13 protein-coding genes are annotated in these 22,852 nt (G+C 61.6%); 7 read left to right on the top strand and 6 right to left on the bottom strand.

The window, feature by feature from the left end; all coding sequences use genetic code 11:
* Positions 1-2: 2 nt before the first annotated feature.
* The 6 genes from G7068_RS08860 to G7068_RS08835 form a co-directional block, all read right to left on the bottom strand.
* The gene (locus tag G7068_RS08860; RefSeq protein ID WP_166291244.1) at positions 3-431 is read right to left on the bottom strand and encodes a PIN domain-containing protein; all 429 of its coding nucleotides are present in this window, start codon (positions 429-431) and stop codon (positions 3-5) included.
* Positions 428-700, bottom strand: coding sequence for a FitA-like ribbon-helix-helix domain-containing protein (locus G7068_RS08855; RefSeq protein ID WP_166291242.1), 273 nt, complete (start codon positions 698-700; stop codon positions 428-430). Before G7068_RS08855 ends, G7068_RS08860 begins: the two co-directional genes overlap by 4 nt.
* A gap of 322 nt (positions 701-1,022) precedes the next feature.
* Positions 1,023-2,324 (bottom strand): ABC transporter permease, encoded by a 1,302-nt coding sequence (locus tag G7068_RS08850; protein WP_166291240.1) that lies wholly within the window; start codon positions 2,322-2,324, stop codon positions 1,023-1,025.
* Positions 2,321-3,049 (bottom strand): ABC transporter ATP-binding protein, encoded by a 729-nt coding sequence (locus G7068_RS08845; RefSeq protein WP_205881262.1) that lies wholly within the window; start codon positions 3,047-3,049, stop codon positions 2,321-2,323. Before G7068_RS08845 ends, G7068_RS08850 begins: the two co-directional genes overlap by 4 nt.
* 88 nt (positions 3,050-3,137) lie before the next feature.
* Positions 3,138-3,821, bottom strand: a complete 684-nt coding sequence (locus tag G7068_RS08840; protein ID WP_166291237.1) for a response regulator — start codon at positions 3,819-3,821, stop codon at positions 3,138-3,140.
* Complete coding sequence (locus G7068_RS08835) at positions 3,818-5,044, bottom strand: sensor histidine kinase (protein ID WP_166291235.1); 1,227 nt, start codon at positions 5,042-5,044, stop codon at positions 3,818-3,820. The genes G7068_RS08840 and G7068_RS08835 overlap by 4 nt, the downstream gene beginning before the upstream one ends.
* A gap of 443 nt (positions 5,045-5,487) precedes the next feature.
* On the opposite strand from G7068_RS08835, the gene G7068_RS08830 reads away from it, so the two are divergent.
* The 7 genes from G7068_RS08830 (at position 5,488) to G7068_RS08800 (ending at position 22,845) form a co-directional block, all read left to right on the top strand.
* Complete coding sequence (locus G7068_RS08830; RefSeq protein WP_166291232.1) at positions 5,488-11,751, top strand: SdrD B-like domain-containing protein; 6,264 nt, start codon at positions 5,488-5,490, stop codon at positions 11,749-11,751.
* A gap of 89 nt (positions 11,752-11,840) precedes the next feature.
* On the top strand, positions 11,841-13,100 hold the full coding sequence (locus tag G7068_RS08825; RefSeq protein WP_166291230.1) for an RNA polymerase sigma factor: 1,260 nt from the start codon (positions 11,841-11,843) through the stop codon (positions 13,098-13,100).
* Positions 13,101-13,441: 341 nt separating this feature from the next.
* Positions 13,442-14,839, top strand: coding sequence for an RNA polymerase sigma factor (locus G7068_RS08820; RefSeq protein WP_166291228.1), 1,398 nt, complete (start codon positions 13,442-13,444; stop codon positions 14,837-14,839).
* 151 nt (positions 14,840-14,990) lie between these two features.
* Positions 14,991-19,796 carry an SdrD B-like domain-containing protein gene (locus G7068_RS08815; protein ID WP_166291226.1) on the top strand — a complete coding sequence of 1,602 codons (4,806 nt, stop codon included), beginning with the start codon at positions 14,991-14,993 and terminating at the stop codon, positions 19,794-19,796.
* A 42-nt stretch (positions 19,797-19,838) separates the two neighbouring features.
* Entirely contained in the window at positions 19,839-20,255 is a 417-nt protein-coding gene (locus G7068_RS08810; protein WP_166291224.1) for a hypothetical protein, read from the top strand.
* 94 nt (positions 20,256-20,349) lie between these two features.
* On the top strand, positions 20,350-21,189 hold the full coding sequence (locus G7068_RS08805) for a hypothetical protein (RefSeq protein WP_166291222.1): 840 nt from the start codon (positions 20,350-20,352) through the stop codon (positions 21,187-21,189).
* Between the two features lie 264 nt (positions 21,190-21,453).
* Positions 21,454-22,845 carry a sigma-70 family RNA polymerase sigma factor gene (locus G7068_RS08800; protein WP_166291220.1) on the top strand — a complete coding sequence of 464 codons (1,392 nt, stop codon included), beginning with the start codon at positions 21,454-21,456 and terminating at the stop codon, positions 22,843-22,845.
* The last annotated feature ends 7 nt before the right edge of the window (positions 22,846-22,852 follow it).

Raw genomic sequence — 22,852 nt, 5'->3', positions numbered from 1 at the left:
GACTACACCGGAACCTGAAAAACCTCACCGGGCACCCGCAGCGCAGCCGTTGAGATGCGGCGGTCGAAGGTGGCGAGTTGGGCGCCATGTTTGTGGGCGAGTAGAGCGAGGTAGGTGTCGGTGACCTGCGCTGAAGTTTCGAGGCGAGAAGGGTCGATGTCGGGGCTGAGCAGCGAGACATCGTCGGCAATGTGCTCGTGATTACCGACTGTGAGGAGGGTGCCGAGGCTCTCAAGCACCATGCCGGGGGTTCGTGCGCCTGGGTACTTTGGCAGACTGATGATGCGAACAGTTCCGTTCTCGGTAATGGGGCAGCTGAGCCAGTCACGCATCGCGCCACCATAGAACCAGCGGTTTGCGGCCGCATGAAATTGTTGGGCAGGATCAAGTAGCGCGATCAGCACGTTGGTGTCGAGTAGATAGCGACTCATGCAAACTCATCAATGAGTGCCTGGGTTTCTTCGAAGCTCACGACTCCACCCTCTGGCCGACTGGGTAGTATTTTTACCCCGTAACGTTCGAAAAGTGTGGTGGCATCTTGAGGGCCGTCGTATTCGAGACTTACCTCGTTCGTTGGAAATATGAAGTCGGTGAGGATAGCGCGAGCCTCGGCTTCCATGGAACGGCCACTCGCGCGAGCACGTTCACGCAGACCTTCCTTTACTTCGTCGGGTAGTTGACGAATAAGCAACTGAGCCATGACGGTCACCTCCAACGTTGATATCAAGCTTTGAGAAAATGATATCAATATAAATTTCGAGTAACAAGGTCCTGCTGATGCAATCAGGGAGTGAAACTCTCGAGGTCGCAGCTCTCGGAAGAGTTGTGATCACTGTAAATCCGTAATAATTCGCCGGGTAATGCGTCTTATGTATGTGATGGTACTTCTAGCGGTGCTCGCGATAGTTGGCTCCGGGGGTGCCCATCATGGTGTGAGCAGCGGCGGCAACCGCAAAACCGAGGGTTCAAACTTTACGGTTTTGCTTGGTTGCCGCCGCCACTCACGAACGGGAGTCTGCCCCCTACTCGTATCGCAGTGAGGTTACCGGGTCGGCCTTCGCGGCGCGTGCTGCTGGGAGCGTTCCAGCGAGGAACGCGATCCCCATCACCACGAGAATGATGGTCGCGATCGATGCCGGGTCGAACGCGATCAGCGTGAGCCCGTTGAGGTCTGCCAGCAGTGACGTCGACAGCGCCGAGCTCAAGGCCGTGCCGGCGATCATCGCGATGATCACACCCACCGCGCTGCCGAGGAAGCCCAGGAACGCAGCCTCAAGGCTGAACAGCGAGAACACGCGACCGCTGCCCATGCCCATCGCCTTCATCAGGCCGATCTCGCGGGTGCGCTCCTGCACCGACATGAACAGGGTGTTCACGATGCCGAAGCTTGCCGCGAGCAGCGCGATGATCGCAAACGCGTTCAGCACGAGCACGATGCCGTCGATCACGGTCTTGATCATGCCGAGCTGATCGGCAACGGTGGTGCCGGTGAAGCCCTCGTCGGCGAGCCGATCCTTCAGCGCCGACACCTGGGCATCGCTTGCGTCAGAGGCAAACCACACGGTCGCGCTTGAGTAGCGGTCAGCCTGTTCCGTGGGAATGCCGGTGTTCTGCAGCTCGAAGAGCTTGTTGGTGAGTGTGTCATTGGGCAGAATACTCGCCCCGAGTGGCGACACGAGCGCCTGCTCGGTAACCCCCACGATCTTCGCGTCGACTGTGTGCGGCGCGCGCATCGCGTCGGTGATCCCGATTGTGAGTGTGCCACCGAGCGCGTCTTTTGCACTCGAGAAGCCAAGCGACTTCACGTAGCTGTCGGGGATCGCGACCTCGAACGACGTCGAATCGCTCGCGGGCTCGGCACCGGCCGCCAGCAAAGTGGTCTGCCCCGGCACGAGGCTACCGACGCTCGCCACGTACTTCTTGCTGCCATCAACCTGCACGTAGTCGGGTGAGATGCTGCGGGTTGCATGCACCTTTTCGACGCCCTTGGTGCCCTTGATCGTGTCGATGTTTGCAGGGGTCAGAGCGATCACGGTGGATCCTGGCCTGCCCGTTGCGACCGCATCGGGGTTGTACTCGACCGGCCCCGAATCGCCAGACGCCATCGGGTTCGAGTTCTCGGGGGTGCCGGTCACGGTCATTGCGTTTGAGGATCCGACTCCACTCACGGTGTCGTCGATGTACTGGTTGATGCCGGTGCCAAGGCCGCTGGTCAGTGTGAGCGTGAACGCACCAACAAAGATCGCGAGGATCGTGAGGAGCGTGCGGGTTTTCGAGCGGAAAGTATTGCCTACGGCTGTGCCGATAAGGTCGAGAGTTTTCATGCTGCAACCCCCTGCGCGGCAACGGCGCTGTCTTCGACGATCTCGCCGTCACGAATCAGAATCCGGCGGTCGCAGCGCGCCGCCAACTCCTCGTCGTGGGTCACCACGATGAGCGTGATCCCGTTCTCTCGATTGAGCGTAAACAGAATATCTTCGACCACCGCACCCGTTGCCGAGTCGAGGTTGCCGGTTGGCTCATCGGCGAAGATGATGCGCGGGTTATTCACTAGCGCGCGGGCGATCACGGCCCGCTGTTTCTGGCCGCCCGAGAGCGCAGACGCCTTGTTCTTCGCCTTCGAATCGAGCTCAAGCTGCTCGAGAGCGGCCATGCCGCGCTCGCGACGAGAGGATCGGCCCACCCCCGCAATTTTCAGGGGCAGGATCACGTTGTCAAGCACACTCTCGTTGCCCGTCAAGAAGAACTGCTGAAACACAAAACCGAACGTCTTATTGCGCGTGCGGTTCAGCTTGGCTCCCTTGAGCGACTGGGTATCGACGCCCTCCAGCTCAATCGTGCCGCTGTCGGGCGCATCGAGCAGCGCCAGCACGTGCATGAGTGTCGATTTGCCCGAGCCACTCTTGCCCACGATCGCGACGCTCTCACCCTCGCGAATCGTGAAGCTGATGTCTTTCAAGGCCTCGAAGCGGTTTGCGCCCTGGCCATAGGTTTTGTTCACGTGCGAAACCGCGAGAATCGGCTTCGCGTGGGGATCAGTTTTGTTCATGCTCCCAGAATCGCGCGTTGCGCTCGATTGCGCGTCGCCCAGCGGGGTCATTTCCGTGTACAGCATCCGCGGTATGTTGCGGCTGGGTCTAACCCCCTGGCGCGATCAACCCGCTCTCGTAGCCCGCGATCACCAGCTGCGCGCGGTCGTGGGCGTTGAGCTTCGACATCACCCGATTGACGTGTGTCTTTGCGGTGTGGGGTGAGATGAACAGTGCATCGGCGATCTCCTGATTCGATTGCCCACGCGCAACGAGCAGCAGCACCTCGCGTTCGCGCTCGGTGAGGTGTTCCAGGTCGACGGTTGGTTCGGGCTGCGTGGCGGGTGCGGCCGTGAGGTGACGACTGATCAGCGCACGGGTCGCGGTCGGCGAGAGCAGCGCGTCACCGGCGGCAATGGCGCGCACGGCGCGGCAGATGTCTTCCGGCTCCGATCCCTTACCGATAAACCCGCTCGCGCCCGCCCGCAGTGCCGACACCACGTACTCGTCCTCTTCAAAGGTGGTCAGGATCAGCACCCGCGTTGATTCGGGAGGCGCATCAGCTGGAGTCGGCAATGCGGCACAGATCAGCGAGGTGGCGGTGATCCCGTCCATCTCGGGCATTCGAATATCCATGAGCACCACGTCGGGGCGCAGGGCCGCGGTGAGCTGCACTGCCTCGGCACCGTTGCTCGCCTGGCCGACAACACTGATGTCGTTCTCCGCCGACAAAATGGCGCTGACCGCCTGACGGATGAGTGGCTGATCGTCAACAACCAGGACGGTGGTCACGTGAGGGGCTCCTTTGAAAGAGGAATGCGCGCGGCGACTCGCCAACCACCCGGAGCCGGGCCAGCTTCGACCTGCCCACGCACGGAGGCAACGCGCTCGCGCACGCCGATGAGGCCGAGCCCGGCACCGTTTGGTGTGGGGAGAGTGGGCAGCGCAGGATCGGGATCGGCCGCGTCGAACGGGTTCGTCACGATGATCCTGAGTTCGCTCTCTTCGACAACGACCAGCAGGTGCGCGCGATGATCGGCTCCGTGTTTATGGGCGTTGGTGAGCGCCTCCTGAATCACGCGGTAGGCCACGGTGCTTGCGGCGCTGCCGACGCGAGTGAGGTCTCCTTCGCAACGGAGTGTGATGTCGAGGCCGGATCCGGTGAACTGGGTGATGAGCTGGTCGAGTTGGCCGAGGTCGTGCTGTGGGGCTGTCGAGGCGGTGGCCGATCCGTCATCGTCGCTGCGCAGCATCGCCATGAGGTCGCCGATCTCGCTGAGCACTGAGCGGGAGGCCTCGCGGATCGTGGCGAGTGAGGTCTTGGCGAGCTCCGGAGCCGCATCAACCGAAGAGGTGGCAACCCCGGCGTTGAGACTGATGACGGCGATCTGGTGCGCGACAACGTCGTGCAGATCCCGAGCGATGCGCAGCCGCTCCTCGCTCACCCGCCGCCGCGCCTCGGCCTCGCGGGTTTCTTCGGCGCGCCTTGCCCGCTCGGTGATCGCCTCGATGAACTGCCTGCGTGAGCGGGTGGCATCACCCGCGGCGACAGCGACGGCGATGGTGAGCGCAAACTGCACCACTCGCGGACTGAAACCGTCGATGATTGCCAGGGGAATGCTCAGCACGATCACAAACACGACAATGCCGACCGCAACCAAGATGCCGCGTCGCCTAGTCGAATGGTTGACGTACCCAAAGACCATGATGGCAACCGCCATGATGAGCCCGGAAGACATGACTCCGGTCAGGGCGACGATGGTGAAGCAGGCGACCGCGAGCGCCAGTGCTGTGCGGGGAAAGTGGCGTCGCAGCGGCAGCAGCACGATGGTGACGCCGGCAAACACGAGAGTGAGTGTGGTCGGGCGCACGTAGTGATCCCCGGGAACCGGGGCGTAGGTCATCGCGATAATCAGGAAGGCGAGAAAGATGTCGATCACCACGGGCGGTGGCGGACGCAGGCCAAGCACACCGCGCGGCGGCATCTCCACTGCTGTCTCCGGCTGAGCACCCATGGTTCAAGTATGCCTGGCGCAAGGGTTTGTGCGACGAGTGGCCAGGTTAGTGACGAGAGGCAAGGAAACCTACACGTAGTTATCCTTGCCTCTCGTCACTAACCTGGCCGAATGTTCACTTCCGAAACGCATTCAATTACGTAGTTTCACCGCAGAAATTACGTACTTGCCCCTTTTGGCGTCATGCGAGGGGTACGTAGTGCTTCAATTTGATGTTGGGGGCATTGTGTTGTCGTGGCACTTGTTTGAAACGTTCAGGGAACTCTCGGAAAAAATCTCCTTCCGCATGCAATTTATTGCGCGGTTTGACTCCTAGTGGGGTGTATGGAGGTCTTCAACCGTTCTCCTGAGTTTCAGCGGTTGGGTCTGGTTCTTTGAGATCTCCTCATGCAAATAGGGGCGCGTTTGGTGCGGGCCAGTGGGAAACGACTGACAGAGGAAATATGAGCAACACGGTAAAACAAAAGCTGGTGACGGCTCGCAGACGCGATGCTGGTACAGCTGGCAGGTTCGGGATCACACAAAAACCTTGGGCGGCGCTCGCCGCGGTGCTAGTGGGATTGCTCGCATTCAGTGGCCTGACGGCGAGCCCGGCGCTTGCTGATCCCGGTGACCTTGGCCTTTCCGTAAAGAACGGTGGGGTGACGACGGTTTCTGCGTTCACCGACACCGTACCGTTTGAGGTGCAGATCTCGCTTCCATCCGGCACGGCGCTGAAGCCGGGGGCGGTTACGAAGCTGGTGCTCGACAGATCTCTGAAGCGCACAAACAACGGTCCGTTGCCAGTGGGTGCGACGGCGCACTCCTGGGATGAACAATCGAACACCTACACGGTGACCTGGGGAGCACTCGTCTCGGGATCCGTCTACTCGGCAACTGTGAACGCGATTCCCTCGGCAACCGCAACCCTGGCGGAAACGTTCCAGGCGACCGCCACAACAACCGGCGTGACCACTGACAATGCGCCGATTACCCAGACGGTTTCGAGCGCCCCCATCACGGCAACGGGTACCACCATTCCCGCGACCCTCACGCAGCCACTTCCCGGCCAGTGGACTGCACCAGCTCCGACTTTCACGCTGAACCCTGGCGTTTCCAGCACTGGCTGGCCCCAAATGCTGCAGGCTGCCGGTGCAAAAACCGCATTCCGCAACCTGCAGGTTTCAACACAGTGGGGCGTGCAGAGTGGCACCGATAACCTGCTGCCACGAAGCTGGGTCAATACCGGTCCGCAGATGGTGAACGAGGGTGTATTTGTAAACCGCACGGTACTGCAAGACGATGCATCGGCACGCACGTTTGCTTACGGTGCGTTTGGCTGGCCGAGCACGTCGGCGCTCATGCAGTTCACGGTGACCGTGCCGGTGGGCGCCGCCCCCGGAACGTACTCTGTGCCATTTCAGGTGCTTGACGACGCCGATGCAAGCGGTGCGACCAAAACGATCGTTTCTAGCTCAGCGCTGAAAGTTGTCGTTCCTGAGCCCGCTGCGACCAACGTGGCGTACGTTGCGACGCAGGGTGCAACTCAGGCGGTTGCGGGCGAGCCCTTTGATTGGGTGCAGCGGATCGGCATCTCGGCAATCACGCCTCCTGTCAAAAACTTCACGGTTATCTCGAAGACTCCAGCAGGCGCAATTCCGCGTGGATTTACTTCCAACTACATAGACGGAACGGGCGGAGTGGCCACGCTCAAGAGCGTGGAGTACACAACCGATGCTTCAGTGACTGAGTCGAGCTCTTGGCAGACCCTGCCGCTTTCGGGCGGCCTGAGCGGGCAGATCACCCTTGCCGACCCGTCGGTTATTACCGGTTTCCGCTACGTGCTCAATGATTTTGGAATCGCGATTAACCGGGATGCAGGCGGCGCGTCAATTTCCTTCCAGGCTGACCCGGGCCTTGCTGAAGGCGCAACTCTTCGCTTCGACACCCCGTCGGTGACATATCGTGACGCTGTTGTCGGCGACATCACAATGACTCCAAACACAGGGTTCGGCAAGACCGTCACGATCGTGGCAGAATCGGCGACGCCGTCGCAGATTGAGTCCACAGACACCCCGGTTGGCAACGGTGCGGTGAGCTTTGACCGGACTTACGCCAACGGCAAAACACTCAGTGCCCGCCTGTTTCTCGGTTCCGACGGAGTGAAGGCGTTCAAACAGCCCTACATCTTTTTTGTGACGCCAAAGGGAATGGCGGCGTCGAACCTGAACCCATCAATCTGTGGGCCGATGGCCTGGGCAAATCAGTCTGACGGTTGCAGTCGAGGTTTTGTCGAGACGTACCCAACGGTGGCCGCCAACACCGGCAGCATTCCGCTCTCCGACGGATCCACGCTGAACTATGTTCGGATCACCAGCGGTCAACTCGGCTACGGCGCAGTTGGATTCCAGCAGCTCCTCACGAGCCCGAACCTCAAGCTCAACACGATGCTCGCGGGCACGCAGAAGGTGCTCGTTGGCATGGGATCACTTTCGCAGGACGCCTTCACCGTAAATGCCGCCCGCACGAAGGCCGACTACTCAAAGAAGTCCCTGTCTGCTGCGGCATCGTACGGCGCATACTCCGGGCTTTCGTCCGAGATTCACACCGCCCTGCAGGGCCTCGGCATTACAACCGATAACGCGATGATGGGCGAAAAGACGTTTACGGTTTCCCCATCGACTTCGGTTGGCTCGGTGACCTCGATTAAGGGGTCCGAAGACGCAGCCGCGATTGTGCAGGGCGCAGGAACCGCGACCGCTCGCCCGGGCGGATCGGTGAGCTACAAAGTGGACGTTTCGAACACGGGGTCGCAGACGTACAAGGACTTCCAGTTCATTGACGTGCTGCCCGCGAATGGCGACAAGTACACACTGAACTCGGCGGTGTCTCGTGGGTCGGCATTCGACGTGAACCTCTCCGGCAACGTGCAGGTGCTCGTCAACGGAGCTCCCTCGAGTGGCGCGACGGTCGAGTACACCACCTCAACGACCCCGGCGCGTTTCGACGCCGCCGGTGCCGACATCGCCGGTGACGCGTGGACCCCTTACACGGGCACCGCGACCGGTGCGAAAGCGCTGCGCGTGACGCTCGCCAGTGGCGTGAACTTCAACCCCGGCGACAAGATCACACTCTCGTTTGATGCGACCGTGCCTGCTTCGGCGCCGCGTGATGGGTCGACGGCGAAGAACACGATCGCGTACAGGTTCCAGGTTGGTGCGGGTGTGTGGGCTGCTGCTGAGACGCCGTCGGTGCCGGTGAAGTCGTCGGCTCCCGCTGGTGATACGCAGTTGTCGGGTCTGGCGTTCCTTGATCTGAACGGTGACGGGATCCAGAATGCGGGTGAGCCCGGTCTCAACGGGTCTGGTGTTGCTTTGCAGTTGTACAAGATGGTGTCGGGATCGCCGGTCGCTGTTGGATCACCCGTGACTCCGAACCTTGATGCCGGTACGGATGGGGTGTTCTCGTTCATCGGCCTTGACCCGAACCTGAGCTACCGGGTGAAGCCGGTCTCGTCGAACAGCAACGTCACGTTCACGTCGTCGGCGCTGGATGCTGATGGGTTCTTGAAGTACGTGCAGATCACAGATGCCGCAGTGAACGGTTCGGAGAACACGACGCAGTACGTCGGATCCTCGTCGTACTTGATCGGTGATCAGGTGGGTGCGAAGAAGTGGATCAAGGATCTGCGTCTGCCGCTGGTCGCGAAGACGACCGTGTCGGGCAGCTTGCAGCTGACCGATACCGTGAATACGCCTCTCACCGCGGGTACCGGTTCAGCAGCAGCACCGTACGTGAAGGACTACACGGTCAAGCTCATGAAGGGCGCGACCCAGGTCGCCACGACGACGACCAACGAGTCGGGTGCGTACACGTTCACGGGCATCGCCGGGCTGACCCCCGGTGACTATTCTGTGGTGTTCACCTCGCCGAGTGGCCGCAAGCTGGTTGCCTCGCCGCTCAACAACACCTCGGTGTTCAGCGGCGCGACAACTCCCGCGGTGGATGGTGTGTACAAGCTCACGAACATGCAGCCGGGGACCGGCGCGACTGGTGTGAGCGTGTACTACACCGACACTGACGCTCCTGTTGCGAGCGTGGCAGCGTTTACCGGTGGTGTGACGGTTGGATCGGCACGGTACAACCCCGCGAGCGCCACACTCAGTGGCACCGACGTGGGTACCTTCATCAAGAGCTACGCCTGGCAGGTGCTTGATGCCTCCTCGACTGTGGTGGCCTCGGGTAATGCTGCCGCGACTGGTGCTGCCGACACCCCGGCCGTCACGATCCCGGGTTCGCTCGCGGATGGTGCGTACACGCTGGCGGTTGCCGCAACTGATCTCGTTGGCAACGTGTCGGCGGTGAAGTACACCGCGTTCTCGGTTGATAAGACAGCGCCCGCTGTTGCGAGCACCGCTACGTCGGTGACGTATGCGAAGGGGAGCCCGGCTGCTCCGACGACCGCGGCTGGTTGGATCGCGCTGTATGGTGTGACTGCCTCTGATGCCGGTTCGGGCATGCCCGCCGGTGGTGGGATCACGGTTGACTCGTCGGCGGTGAAGACCGGTACCGCTGGTACTTACACCCTGAAGTTCACGGCGACCGATGCTGCGGGCAACGCGACCGCGTCCTATAACGTGTCGTATGTGGTCGCGTATGTCGGTGATCCGACGATCTCGCTCGGTTCGAACGCAGCGTTCTTCGAGATGGGGACCACGCAGCCCGCGAACGATGCCGCAGTCAAGGCGCTGTTTGGCGGCGTGACGACCGGTACGAGCGGTGGCGCGACCGTTGCGAGCGTGGCCGTTGACGCCTCGGCCGTGAACTATGCCGTGGCAGGTCCATACGCGGTGGTCTTCACGGTGACCGATTCGCTCGGCTACACCGCATCCGTGACAGGCACGCTGACGGTGCGTGACACGATCAAGCCAACGATCGCATCGACGAGTACTGCGCTCACGTTCCATGAGGGTGACGCGCAGGTCTCGGACGAGGCTGGCTGGATCGCAGCCTTTGGGGCGACGGCAGCTGATTCGGGATCAGGGCTCGCGAGCCTCACCGCTGACGCGAGCGCCGTCAACTACGCCACCGCTGGCACCTACCTTGTGGTCTTCACTGCAACCGATAACGCGGGCAACACGCAGACGAAGTCCGTGACCTACACGGTCGCGTTTGCGGGCGCACCGGCCATCACGCTCGGCAACGACCCTGTCGTCTACGAGATGGGCGACACGAAGCCGGCAAGTAAGGCTGATTGGATCGCACTGTTCGATGCGAAGGCGACAACGGCTGCCGGTACGACGCTCAAGTCGCTCACGGTCGATTCGACCGCGGTCGATTTCAACACCCTCTCCATGACGGGTTACAACGTCACGTTCACCGCGACGGACTCGTACGACAACACGTTCACTTACACGGGTAAGTACGTGGTGCAGGATACGAAGAAGCCGTCGGTCACGATCGGAAAGGACACCGCGAAGCACACGCAACGCGAGCCCCTTACCCCGATGACCACGCAAGACTGGCTCAGCCTGTTCGACGTGACCGCACAAGACACGACCGGTGGCAGCGGAATCGACGCCGACGCGTGGACGGTCACCGAGGGCGTGAACTACAACGCCGCGGGCGACTACACGATCGAGTTCGTGGCCCACGACAAGGCGGGCAATGCATCTGCGAAGCAGACCGCGACACTCACCATCCAGGCACCACCAACCGCGGACTCCGTGGCAATGAAGGTGGCCCAGAATCAAACCATCGTGCTCGATCCGAACGCTCGCACCGAAACGACCGGATCCCTTAAAGATCTCACCGCTTCGGCACTCGGCACACCCTCTGCGGGTGGCAAGGTTGCGCTCGACGGTAAGGGTGGTGTGACGTACACCCCGGCGAAGGACTTCTTCGGCCAGGAAACCGTGGTCATCACGGTGACGGACGACCTGAGCCAGACGGCAGAGATCACCTACACCTTCACTGTCGTGAAAAAGGGCAAGGTCCTGCCGAAGCTGCCCGAGTACTTCGTGCCCGTGGATGGAACGGCAACGATCCCAACGGCCGACGTGCTGGGAGCAGTTGACGTCGACGGCCTCACGATCGACAAGGTCGCAACCCCGGCCGGGTTCCACGGCAAGGTGAAACTCGACGGTGACACACTCGCGTTCGCAACGGACGGCACGGACTGGCACGGCGACGAATCCTTCACCGTGACCGTGAAGGACGAGCTCGCCCAGTCGGTCGAGGTGCCGGTCACACTGCACGTGCTCATGCCGACCCTCACGAGCGACAAGGCTAACGGCTACGCGGCAAGCACCGAGGTCACGGTGACCGCGAACGGGCTCGTACCTGGCAGGCAGTACTCGGTTGAGTTGCACTCGAGCCCGATCCTGCTCGGCAAGATCACCGCGGACGTAAACGGTTCAGGGCAGTTGACGGCCCTGATCCCGAGCGAAGCCAAGGCGGGTAATCACGAGATCGTGCTGCTCAACGACGCGGCCCAGACAAGGGGCGCCGTGAAGTTTGAAGTGCTCACAAAGGACCAGCCGCCGGTCATCGTGCCGCCGACAAAACCCACTGTCGCGACCGCTGCGTGGTTGTCACTCACGGGTGGAAACGGTCCGGGTCTTGCGCTCGCGATCGGATTGCCGTTGCTGCTTGCGGCTGCCGGGTTGTTTGTGGTCCTGTGGCTCCGCAGGAAGAAGCGCGAGAGTGACCAAGAAGTAACAAATTAAGTCATACCAAGTTACGCAATGCAGCGGAGCCGTGCAGCCGAAAACCCAGTGGGAATCGGCTGCACGGTTTCGGCAGTTATGGAATGAAGATGGGGATCGCAAAAAAGCACTACACGCAGGAGTTCTTGGACGACCAAGATCTTCTGCAGCGCCATCGAGCAGGCGACCCAGCCGCCTTTGGCGAGCTCTTCGCAAAGCATCGCCGGTTCGCCTACTCGCGCGCCTGGAAGTATGTTGCGACGAGCGACCAGGCTGACGATCTGGTGGTTGAAGCGTTCACCCAGATTCTCGAAACTATCAGGCGGGGCAAGGGCCCGACGATCTCGATGAGTCACTACCTCATCTCGACGATTCGCAGCATTGCTAGGGATGAAGAGCGGGAGGAGAAGGCCGAGGTTGCCCTTGATCCGGAAGACCTGGCCCGGCTGTACGAGGGTGAGCACTTCGCCATTTCGGGATACTCGGCCGAATGGCTCAGTGAGGCCTTCAACTCGTTGAGCGCCAGGTCGCAGCAGGTGCTCTGGTACCGGGCCGTGGAGAACATTCCGTCTCGCGAGATAGCGGAGCTTCTTGGCGTGAGCTCCGCTACCGCCACCCGGGCCTATCAGAGTGCCGCCGCAGAGCTTCGTGAGCAGTTTGTGGTGAGATCGGTTGCTGCGTCACCGAACCGCGCCTGCCGCGAGTACGCGCCGATGCTGCAGGAGGTTGCGAGGCGCAAGGGACGCTCGCGCGGGGTCGCCCTGAGCCCTGGGCTGCGCGAGCATCTTGAGACGTGCAACCGGTGTGTGCTCGTCGAGTCTCGTCTGCGAGGATCAGACCGGGTGTTGCTGTCGATCGTGTTTCTGGCTGGGCTCGGCACGCTGGCGGCCGAATCTCTGCGCAGCACTCCAGCCTCGGCGACGGCGGCTTCCCTGTTCGCCTCGGTCGGTGCGCCGCTCAAAGCCGCCATGGTTGTAGTGCCGCTTGTTGCTGCCGTGGTGTTGGGTGGTGTGATGTGGTCGCCACCGCTGTCCGACGGCATGCAGGTTCAGCTCGGGGAAAGCATTGGAGCCGTGAGTACCCTGCTGCGGGTGGGCAGCTGCGAGTTGCAGCGCCAGGCCGTCGACGTGCGCACCGAGGTGTGGAGCCTCTCCGAAGACTCGGCAAGCTGCAACGTAAAGATTGAAGTCGTCAAGGCCGCCGAATCCGGGGCCAATAACCAGGACCCAGTACGCACAACGGTGCTCGACACGACTCGGTCACCCCGCGCTCGGGCGCTCGAGGTGGTGCGCCCCGGCACCTACAGCGTCACGCTCTCCGACGACACCTCGGCCAAAAAGACCGCCGTAAACGTGCGATCTGCGAGGTAGCAAAAACTACGTAGTAACGGGTGTAAACATACGTATCTCAGGCACTCCACAGCTTCAGACCACCCCGCTCGAAGGGCCCCCTAGGGGCGTGATGACGCAGGTCTTGGCAGGTTTGCTGACCGTTGCGGGAAACTGCACACTACGTCCTCTGTTCTCAGGAATACTTACCCGGCGGTTGCGTCTGCCTACTATGAAATCCTCGCGACGGTTCTGAAACTTCGCGGCCTTGCAGATATATTTGCAAGGCACCCGCGCTCGGTCACAAGGGGAAACTGAGCGCCTCTCATTGAAAGTCAGACGTTGTAGTCGGTCCCTACGGCTCGATCAGGCCAGGAAATCACATGCAGTCATCCACGTCAGCAGCGATGTCAGACGAGGCGTTCGGCGAGCTCTTCGACCAGCTTCGCCCGAAGCTGGTCGGCTACGCCCACGGCTACGTAAGGGACTCGGCCGCGAGCGAAGACGTTGTCTCTGAGGCGTTTCTTTCTGTGCTCGCGATGATTCGCAAGGGCGCAGGGCCAACTCCCGAGACCTTCCTCAGCTACATGCGCGTGTGCATTCGAAACGAGTCGATCAACTACGGCAAGCGGGTAAACCGCGAGGTTGCGACCGACGAGCTTGCAGACCTGCTCGACGCAGAAGCGAACGTGGATCCCGATCTTGTCGGCAACGAAACCTGGGACGAGGGTGCTATCTCTCGGGCATACGCCGCCCTGCCGCAGCGTGCGCAGCAGGTGCTGTGGCTCGCCGAGGTCGATGGCGAGAAGATGGCCGATATCGGCGAGGCGCTCGAGATCTCTCCGCAAGCGGTTGCCACCGCTGCGTTTCGAGCGCGAGAGGCGCTGCGCCTCAACTACCTCGTGGAGGTGACGGCCGGTGAGAGCGCGTGTGCCAGCCTGCCGCAGATGTATCTTGCCCAGTCGGTGCTCAACGTGGTGCCGAGCAAACGGGCCAAGCGAGTTGCCCGCCACCTCGAGGAGTGCGCGCACTGCACGGCCACGGCTAAGCGGATGCGCTCGATCTCGTTGCCGGTGAACACCCTCGTGGTTGTTGCCGCAAGCGGAGCGCTCATGCACGAAATCGTGTGGGGTGCGGCTCCCGCGTCGGCAACGACGGGTGCGGCGGCCGGCACCACCGTGACGACCGCCTGGTTTGCTCGCAAGGGTGTGATCGCGATTATGGCCGGTGCTGGTGCGCTGGTGATTGCGATTGGGCTGTTGTTGCTGAACGCCCCCGTTAACTCGGATGCGGCCCGGGATTCCGGCACTTCCGGCACTGCACACTCTGCCGGTGGGTCGACGGTTCAGGATCAGGGATCCACAAGCTCCCCGAAGAAGCAGGGTGAAACGAAGGCCCCGCCGACGAAGCCGAAGAGTGATAAGCCCTCGAGCAACACCGACTCGGGAACGAACAACTCCGGCGATGGTAATTCCGGTGGTGGTGACGCAGACGTGGAGTTGCCGCCCGGAGTCCGCTCGCTCGACTGGGCCAATGGCGATCACATTGCGCTGCTCAACGTGCGCTTCGACCAGTCGACCAGGCCCGATGCCTACTCGGTCACGGTGACTGCTCCGCCCGGCGTGAGCATTCTGAACGCCTCGGCCGGGTGTGAGGTGAGCGGATCGACCGCCGTCTGCATTCCCGACCCGACCTTCGTTGGCCTCGATGATTACAACTGGAAGTTCCAGTTGTCGGACGAAACCGACGGCTTCCCCAAGGCGCAGATCGCGCGCCTGTAGTTCTGGCTCGAGCAGCGCCCTTCGGCGCTCTCTTCAACGACTCAAAAATTGATGAAACATCAATTTTGAAAATCACGTAATCAACGATCAATAGCGCTCTCTTCCCTATGAGCCACTCATCTGCCTGAGGCAGAGCAAGGAAAGTGAAACCGTGAATACCACCCCCACCGTTCGAAATTTGAAGCGCGGAAAGAAGCTGACCATTCAGTCCGTTTTCGCGCTGCTCCTGACCGTCATGCTGTCAGTGCTGGCCCTGAGCGGGCCGGGTCACGCTGCCTTTGCTGCTCCGGGTGGCGGTGGACTTCTTGAGGGCAACGAGGGCATGCTCAACACGGCCCTCGCGCCTAAGAATGCCACGGTCTACTCGGGTGACACGCTCGTATACGAGGCGCAGCTGAGCTGCTCGGATCCGGCGCAGTGCACCAACGTGACGCTGCACTTCAGCAAGCCGGCCGGTGTGACTGCCGGAGCGAAGGGTATTGTCAATACGCCGTACCCGCCCGGAGTGACCTCGGTCGCAATGAATGACGACGGCACGATCGACGTGGTGTACTCGGCAACGCAGCCGGGGCTTGTGTCGCAGCTTACGGTTTCGTGGCCCACGAAGAACTACTTCACTGCTCCGGGTGACCAGACTACGGTTATGACGGTGTCGCAGCCGGGCCTACCCGATGTGACGCGCGAAGCGACCATCGACCTGAAAGCGGCGAGCGAGCTTGTGGTGCAAAAGGGCGGAGCCGCGCAGACTAAGCCAAACGAGGTCTACTGGTACACGGTGAACTACGGTGTCACCGACCTCGATCCTGCGTCTCTGCACGGTGCCATCGGTTACCACGACATCACACTCGTGGATCAGCTTCCCCCAGAGGCAACGTATGTTGCGTCCACTAAGGGTGGCGTGTACGACGCGGCGACCCACACGGTTACCTGGCACCCCAGCTACATCGAGGGTGATGACTACGTCAACGTCGCGGTGACTTTCCCGGATTCCGCGATGGACACGACGATCATTAACCACGTCTCGCTGACCGGTACACAGAACGTGAGTAATGTACCCGAGACCGTCACGGCCCAGTCTCCCGTCGACATTCGCGACATTCCGACGATCTATAAAACGAACGCTCAGAAGACTGGAACCTCGTTTATCGCAGACGTCAGCCAGCACTTCGATATTCAGGCCGACAACTTCGGTAACGTCGCCGTGGATATCAATATTAAGGATCCGATTCCCGCGGGTGTTGTGGTGCAGAGAGCCGAATGGGGCTACTACAAAGATGGCGCGCGCCCGGGCAGCACTGTTGAATTCCTCTATGCCGATGGCACCTCTAGCGGCCCCTTAGATTTTGGGCTTGCCGGTGTTGACGTTCCGACTGGTGCTCCGCGAGTGACCCAGGTGAACTTCTTCTTCAAGAATGTGCCCGTCAACGGACACGTTGAAGGGGTCATCCGATCGATCGCTGACTGGGATGTCATGGGTGACAACACTGTGGTTACGAACTGCGCAACCATTGAGACTGTTGGCGCCGACGACAAACAGACTCAGTGTGCAAGCGTTCAAACGTCTCTCGTGCCGACTCCCGATCCCGCAATCGGAAAGAGCACCCCGCAGACTCCCGTTGGCCCCGGCGGCACGATGACCTGGACCCTGGAACTTGGCAACAGCAACGGGGTGACGCCGTGGATGCCGGTTGTATATGACGACATTCCAAACCAGCTGACCTTTGTGCCCGCAACCTTCAGGGATGCCGCCAACAACCCCGCTTACTGTCCTGCCGCGAGTGAGTACACCGAAGAGGTGCTCGACGGCTGGAACAGCCAGCACGGCACACCCTTCGTGGATGGGCCCCGCGCCACCACAGTACGTTGGACCTACAGCGGAACAAAGGGAATCTTGATCCCGCTCTACGGTGCGAACTGCAAGTACCAGTACGAGACGGTTGTGAACCCGGGTGCCGCCTCGGGCACCTACACCGGTAGCGCCACCCAGGCAGACTATCGAGGCAACCTCGTTCAGGCATTTGACCGAGATGTGCGCATCCCCGGTGGCCCGTACGGCTGGGTCTGGGACGTTTTTGACACCGATGGTGACGGTGACACCACCGAGAAAGCGGCGCGCAATGGCGGTTCTTTCACCGTCGCCGACACCGCGGCAACGTGGATCGAAAAGCACGTGACCGGCGACAAGGACAACGGCAAGTGGTTCGACTCTGCCGAGGTGCCCGGCCAGTCTGATCAGGTCGGCACCTCGACCCCCGGCGGTACGGTCTCGTACTCCGTGAAGATGGGTAACTATGGCAACCGCGATCTCAAGAACCTGGTCGCCTACGACCTGCTGCCGTACCCGAACAACCACGGTGTGACCAACGGTCGCTACGCGCAGAACCCTCCGGGCCTGGGCAACGAGTGGATCCCGACCATGACGGGGCCGATCACGGTGAGTGATCCCTCGACCGAGGTGACCTACTCGACAAAGACCGACCCGTGCCGGCCCGAAATGGACAACTCCGACAATCACTCGGCACCGTTCTACTGCGGTGGAGCTCAAGACACCTCGTGGCAGACAGCTGCAGAGGTGACCGACTGGTCGGCGATCCGCTCGATCCGCTTCGACTTCGGTGATCGGGTGTTCAAGGGCGGCGAGTTCGTGAACGCCGAGTGGACGATGGCAACACCGACCACACTGGCTGACGGTTCGCCGATCCTCGGCGGAGAACGGACCTGGAACCGCATCGCGCTCGACTCGGTGCAGGCTGCTGACGGCTCTCCGATGCTCGCGGCTGAGGCGCCGTGGGTTGTGGATCAGATGGCTGAGCCCACAGAGCCCGCGATCCACATCGAGAAGTGGTCGACGGCCGACGGGTACCCCGCTGGCGACTTCGACACCGCTCCCGGTAAGACGGTTGCGGTTGGTAAGACGACTCCGATCACGATGACCATCACCAATAATGGTGTTGAGGATCTGCGTGATGTGACGGTCAGCGATGCAACACTCGATGGCCCTGCGATGACGGGCTTGAGCTGTGACTTCTCGAAGCTTGGCGGTCCCGCCACGGGTGTCACCTGGAAGGGCACGTTCAAGGTTGGCGACAGCTTTGACTGCACCGGCACGGTACCTGCGCTGAAGTCGGGCAAGACCCACGGCGACAATGCTTCGGTTACAGGTACTGGCGAGAAGTCGGGCACCAAGGTGAGCGATGAGGATCCGTGGTACGCGGTCGCAGAAACAACGTATGCGATCGGCGACTACACCTGGGTCGACGCGAACAGCAACGGCATTCAGGATGCGGGCGAGAAGGCAATCTCGGGCGTGACGGTGATCCTCTTCGGATCAGACGGCACTGAGGTCAGCCGCACGACAACCGACAAGAACGGGTACTACCACTTCGACAACCTCTCAGCCGGCGACTACACGGTCGAGTTTGGGGCGGTCGACGGGTACACCCGCACGACAGCACTGGCGGGTGACGACTCAACGGTCGATTCCGACGCCGATGTGACGACCGGCCGCACGGCCGTGATCCACCTCGGTGAAGGCGAAGCCAATGTGACACCGTCGGTCGCGAGTGACGGGGTTGAGGCTCCGTTTATCAACCGCACGATCGACGCCGGCTACGTGCTGATCCCGACCCCCTACACCGACACCTTCGCAATCGGTGACTACACCTGGATTGATGCCAACAACAACGGCATTCAAGACAAGGGAGAGAAGCCGATTTCGGGAGTCTCGGTGATCCTCTATGGAGCCGATGGAACCGAGCTCAGCCGCACCACCACCGACAAGAACGGGTACTACCACTTCGACAACCTTGCCGCCGGTGACTACACCGTCGAGTTCGGTGACGTGAAGGGGTACACCCGCACGAAGGCGCTGGCTGGCAGTGACTCGAAGGTCGACTCCGATGCTGACGCGAAGACCGGTCGCACCGCGGTGATCCACCTGGGCAAGGGTGAGGCAAACGTGACACCCTCGGTTGCGAGTGATGGGGTTGAGGCTCCGTTTATCAATCGCACGATCGACGCCGGGTATGTGCTTGATAAGGGCCCGGTTCCACCAGAGGTCGGCCGCGTCAAGATCGTGAAAGACGACGGGCGCACGCTCGTCAAGCCGGGCGAGACGCTGAACTACAAGCTCGTTGTGACGAACTACACCAAGCTCATTGCGCCGAAGGTCGTGGTGCGCGACGCGCTGCCCGACAACGTCACGTTCGTGAAGTCGTCAATTCCGGGCACGGTCACCTTCGACAACCCGCGCGGTTTCGAGTGGTCGCTGGGCGATATGAAGCCGGGTGAGGTGCGCACGATCGTGGTGACCGTGGTCGTCAACAAGGGCCTGCCGGGCGACACGAAGATCGTCAATACGGCAACCGTGACCAGTGACGGCACCTGCACCGATGACCCGAAAATGCCGGGTGACGAGTGCTCGTCCACCGACATCGACCGCACCCCCGCAGGCCTCTGGGTCTCGAAGAACGACCACCGCAGCGAGGTGCGCGCGGGTGACACCCTCACCTACGACGTGACGATCGGCAACTCTTCAACAAAGAGTTCGGTCAAGAACGCCGTTGCCACCGACAACCTGCCGAAGAACGTCGAGTTCGTTTCGGCAAGCGATGGGGGAGCGCTGTCGGCCGACCGCACTGCGGTGACCTGGCAGATCGGAACCCTGGAGCCTGGCGCCTCGAAGACCGTGAAGGTGACCGTGAAGGTCGCTGCCTCGGCGAAGGGCGGCGACAAGGTCGTGAACACGGCGACCGTCAAGGCTCCGGGCGAGTGCACCGATGGCCCCATGGACAGTGACTCCTGCACCTCGACGGACACCGACAAGGTACTGGCGACCGAGTTCTCGTGGCTCGCTGTCACAGGTTCGGGATCGACGCTCGGCCTGCTGGGCGGCGCAACCCTCGTGCTTGCAATCGGAGCTGTGCTGATGGTTCGCCGTCGCCGCACCGCCGAGTGAACCCTTCAAGCTTAAAAAATCACCAATTTAAAGGAGAACACCATGGGACTATTTTCCCGATCCACCGACCGTGACGAGGCGATGGCAACCGCCGACAAGATCACCTCGGGCAAGGGCTTCACCGGCCGCATCGCGAAGGCGATGATGGGCAGCGAGAACCTCGCCAACGCTCACGGCGCCGTGCAGGCGGCACAGGGTGCGCAGCTCGCGGCCGCCGCGATGGCGCAGGGTATGCCGACCATCTCGGCGCGTGTCGTTGCCGTGGCAGACACCGGCAAGCTCGTCAATCACGACCCGGTTGTGGTGCTGCACCTCGTGCTGAACGACGGTAACGAGAGCCAGATTCAGCTTGAGACGCTGGTCTCGAAGCTGCAGATTCCGCGGGCCGCCGACATCGTGCTGGTGATGCCAAACGCGCAGGCGCCGCAGGGCTACCTGTATATGGGTCCCGCCGCCTAACACACCTGCGAAGCCGAGCGGGATCCCAGGTTGCTCTGGGGTTCCGCTCCTTCGTGTTGATCCCCCCCTCCGCTTCAACCCGATCGAGAACACCATGTCACTGCAGAACCCCATCATTGCTGCGCAAGAACGAGCCGAGAAGGCGCGAGGATCGGGCGGTAGCCTGTTCGCTGCCGTGATCTTCGCTGGCCTGACCGCCGTTGCGGGTGGTTCGGCCGGGTGGGGATTCGGCATCATCATGAATCAGTTTCGGGTGATGTCGCTCAACAGTGTGTTCGAGTGGGACACGGCTGATGCGGCGGACTGGCCGCTGCCGTTCTTTGTGGGTCTCTTCGGGGGCATCATTCTGGGCGGCCTGTACGCGCGGGCGGCACGTCGTTTCCGCGGTGCTCCGGCGCTGATCGGGCCGTTCTTCTTCACGGCGATGGGTGTGGCAGTTGGGTTCTGGATGTATAGCCAGAACTGGACCAAACCGACCGAGACCGGGTACGCGGTCGACACGACCTTTGGTGGCTCGGAGCCGTGGGGAATCATGGCGTGGGTCATGTATTACGCCAACCTTTGGATTCCCGCCGCGATAGTGCTGGTGGCCGTGATCGCGCTCGTGTCGCGGCTCGTGTTTGTTGGCAAGGTGTCGAAGAAAAGGGAGCGGGCTGAAAAGCTTCTTGCGAGCGGTACCCAGGTTCCAGGCACGGTGAGCACTGTGACCGAGACCGGGCTTGAGATCAACAACCAACCGGTGATCTCCTTTGTGGTGAGTTTTGTTGATCCTGCCGGCCAAACCCGCTGGGTCACGAAGAAGGGCCAGTTTCCGCGTGCAACCCTGCCGCGCATGGGCGACAGCGTGACGGTGTTCTTCGACCCCGCGACGATCGATGACGAGAAGACGATCGCGGTCGGGTTCGCAACGAGCGCGACGCCTCCGGGGGCGTAATGAGTGCTCGCCGGGGCCGGTAGGTACAACCTCCAAAACTACGACTCCTGCGGCAAAACTACTTATCTTTTGATCTCTCACTACGTACTGCGTTATCCCTCCTGCCTACTATGGCTGCGACGCGATGGTTTCCATCGCCCGGTCAGCACAACACCGTGTTGGCCTCTCGTGTCCGGCAGAGCAAGGGGAAGCGTCGGATGCATCTAGTTCGACGTTTGACCCGCGCACTGAGCCCCGTTTGGTGTCGTCGGGCGAGAGATCACTATGTCGCCACACGTTTCTGTACCCGTCTCAGACGAGGAGTTCTGCGAACTCTTTGAGCGGTTCCGACCGATGCTCATTGGGTACGCTCGCCGATTCGCCCACCCATCCGTCGCGAGCGAAGATGTTGTTTCTGAGGCATTCACCTCGGTGCTTGCGCGCATTCGGCACGGTGCGGGCCCGACGGTCGAATCGTTTCTGAGCTACATGCGGGTGTGTATTCGAAACGAGGCCACCCGCGCCAACCGGATCGCAAAGCGTGAGCTGATGAGCGGCGAGTTCACAGAGCTCGTTGACGGTCTCATCGCAGACGAAGAAGAACCGGCCACGATTCCCGACGCGTGGGATGAAGACGCGGTAACCCGAGCCTTTGGGGCTCTGCCGCAGCGAGAACAGCAGGTGCTGTGGCTCGCTGAGGTTGACGGCGAAAAGATGAGCGAAATCGGCGCTCGGCTCGAACTCTCTCCCAACGCAGCAGCGGTTGTGGCATTTCGGGCGCGGGAGTCTCTGCGGCTCAACTACCTACTCGAGGCCACCGCTGAGGCGAGCAGTTGCGAGCAGTTGCCGCGCATGTACCTGGCGCAGTCCGTGCTGAATGTGGTGCCGCCAAAACGCGGCAAGCGAGTTGCCGGGCACCTTGACGAGTGCACGAAGTGCACGTCAATGGCTCAGCGTATGCGGGCGATCTCGTTGCCGGCCGCCACCCTGGTGGTGGTCGCCGCGGGCGCAGAGATTATGCGAGAGATTGTGTGGGATGTGGCCCCCGCGTCGGCGATCGAGGGTGGTGTGGGCGGAGGATCCTGGCTCACCACAAAGACAGCAAAAGTGTTGATTGCCGCGGCAGGCGCCGCTGTGGTGGGTGCGATCGTGATTGTTGGGTTGCAGGGATCCTCGCCGAAAACCGATGGCCCTGGTGAAGCCTCATCGGGCGCGGCATCGTCGCAGACGACGGAGCCCGCCGCCAGCGACGACGCAACCACGACGCTTCCGGGCAGCCCGAAGAAGCATCCGAATGACACTGGCCCTCGGCCAGACGGCAACCAGCCGGACACCGCAAGCGGTGACTCCGGCAACACTGGCACCGATAACAGCGGTAACGGAGGCGGCGAAGATCTGCCGCCGGGGGTCCGTTCTCTTGACTGGCAAAACGGCAATCAGGTCGTGCTGCTGAACGTGCGCTTCGACCCAGACACACAACCCGACGCCTACTCGGTTACGGTCAACGCACCCGCGGGTGAGACGATCCTGCAGGCCTCGGCCGGGTGCGCGGTGACCGGCGCAACGGCGGTGTGTGTGCCCGGTCAGCGGTTCGTTGGCCTCGAAGACTACAACTGGAAATTCAAGCTATCGGGTGGAGCGAACGGTCGCCCCACCGCCGAGATCAATCGGCTCTAGTTCGGCG

The sequence above is a fragment of the Leucobacter viscericola genome, from assembly GCF_011299575.1.
Classification (GTDB): domain Bacteria; phylum Actinomycetota; class Actinomycetes; order Actinomycetales; family Microbacteriaceae; genus Leucobacter; species Leucobacter viscericola.
The sequence above is the reverse complement of the archived record's forward strand: the minus strand, read 5'-3'. Positions and strand labels throughout refer to the sequence as shown.

Coding starts and splice junctions, on each gene's coding strand:
- G7068_RS08860 (WP_166291244.1), bottom strand. CDS start 431: ATGAGTCGCTATCTACTCGACACCAACGTGCTGATCGCGCTACTTGAT.
- G7068_RS08855 (WP_166291242.1), bottom strand. CDS start 700: ATGGCTCAGTTGCTTATTCGTCAACTACCCGACGAAGTAAAGGAAGGT.
- G7068_RS08850 (WP_166291240.1), bottom strand. CDS start 2,324: ATGAAAACTCTCGACCTTATCGGCACAGCCGTAGGCAATACTTTCCGC.
- G7068_RS08845 (WP_205881262.1), bottom strand. CDS start 3,049: ATGAACAAAACTGATCCCCACGCGAAGCCGATTCTCGCGGTTTCGCAC.
- G7068_RS08835 (WP_166291235.1), bottom strand. CDS start 5,044: ATGGGTGCTCAGCCGGAGACAGCAGTGGAGATGCCGCCGCGCGGTGTG.
- G7068_RS08830 (WP_166291232.1), top strand. CDS start 5,488: ATGAGCAACACGGTAAAACAAAAGCTGGTGACGGCTCGCAGACGCGAT.
- G7068_RS08825 (WP_166291230.1), top strand. CDS start 11,841: ATGGGGATCGCAAAAAAGCACTACACGCAGGAGTTCTTGGACGACCAA.
- G7068_RS08820 (WP_166291228.1), top strand. CDS start 13,442: ATGCAGTCATCCACGTCAGCAGCGATGTCAGACGAGGCGTTCGGCGAG.
- G7068_RS08810 (WP_166291224.1), top strand. CDS start 19,839: ATGGGACTATTTTCCCGATCCACCGACCGTGACGAGGCGATGGCAACC.
- G7068_RS08805 (WP_166291222.1), top strand. CDS start 20,350: ATGTCACTGCAGAACCCCATCATTGCTGCGCAAGAACGAGCCGAGAAG.
- G7068_RS08800 (WP_166291220.1), top strand. CDS start 21,454: ATGTCGCCACACGTTTCTGTACCCGTCTCAGACGAGGAGTTCTGCGAA.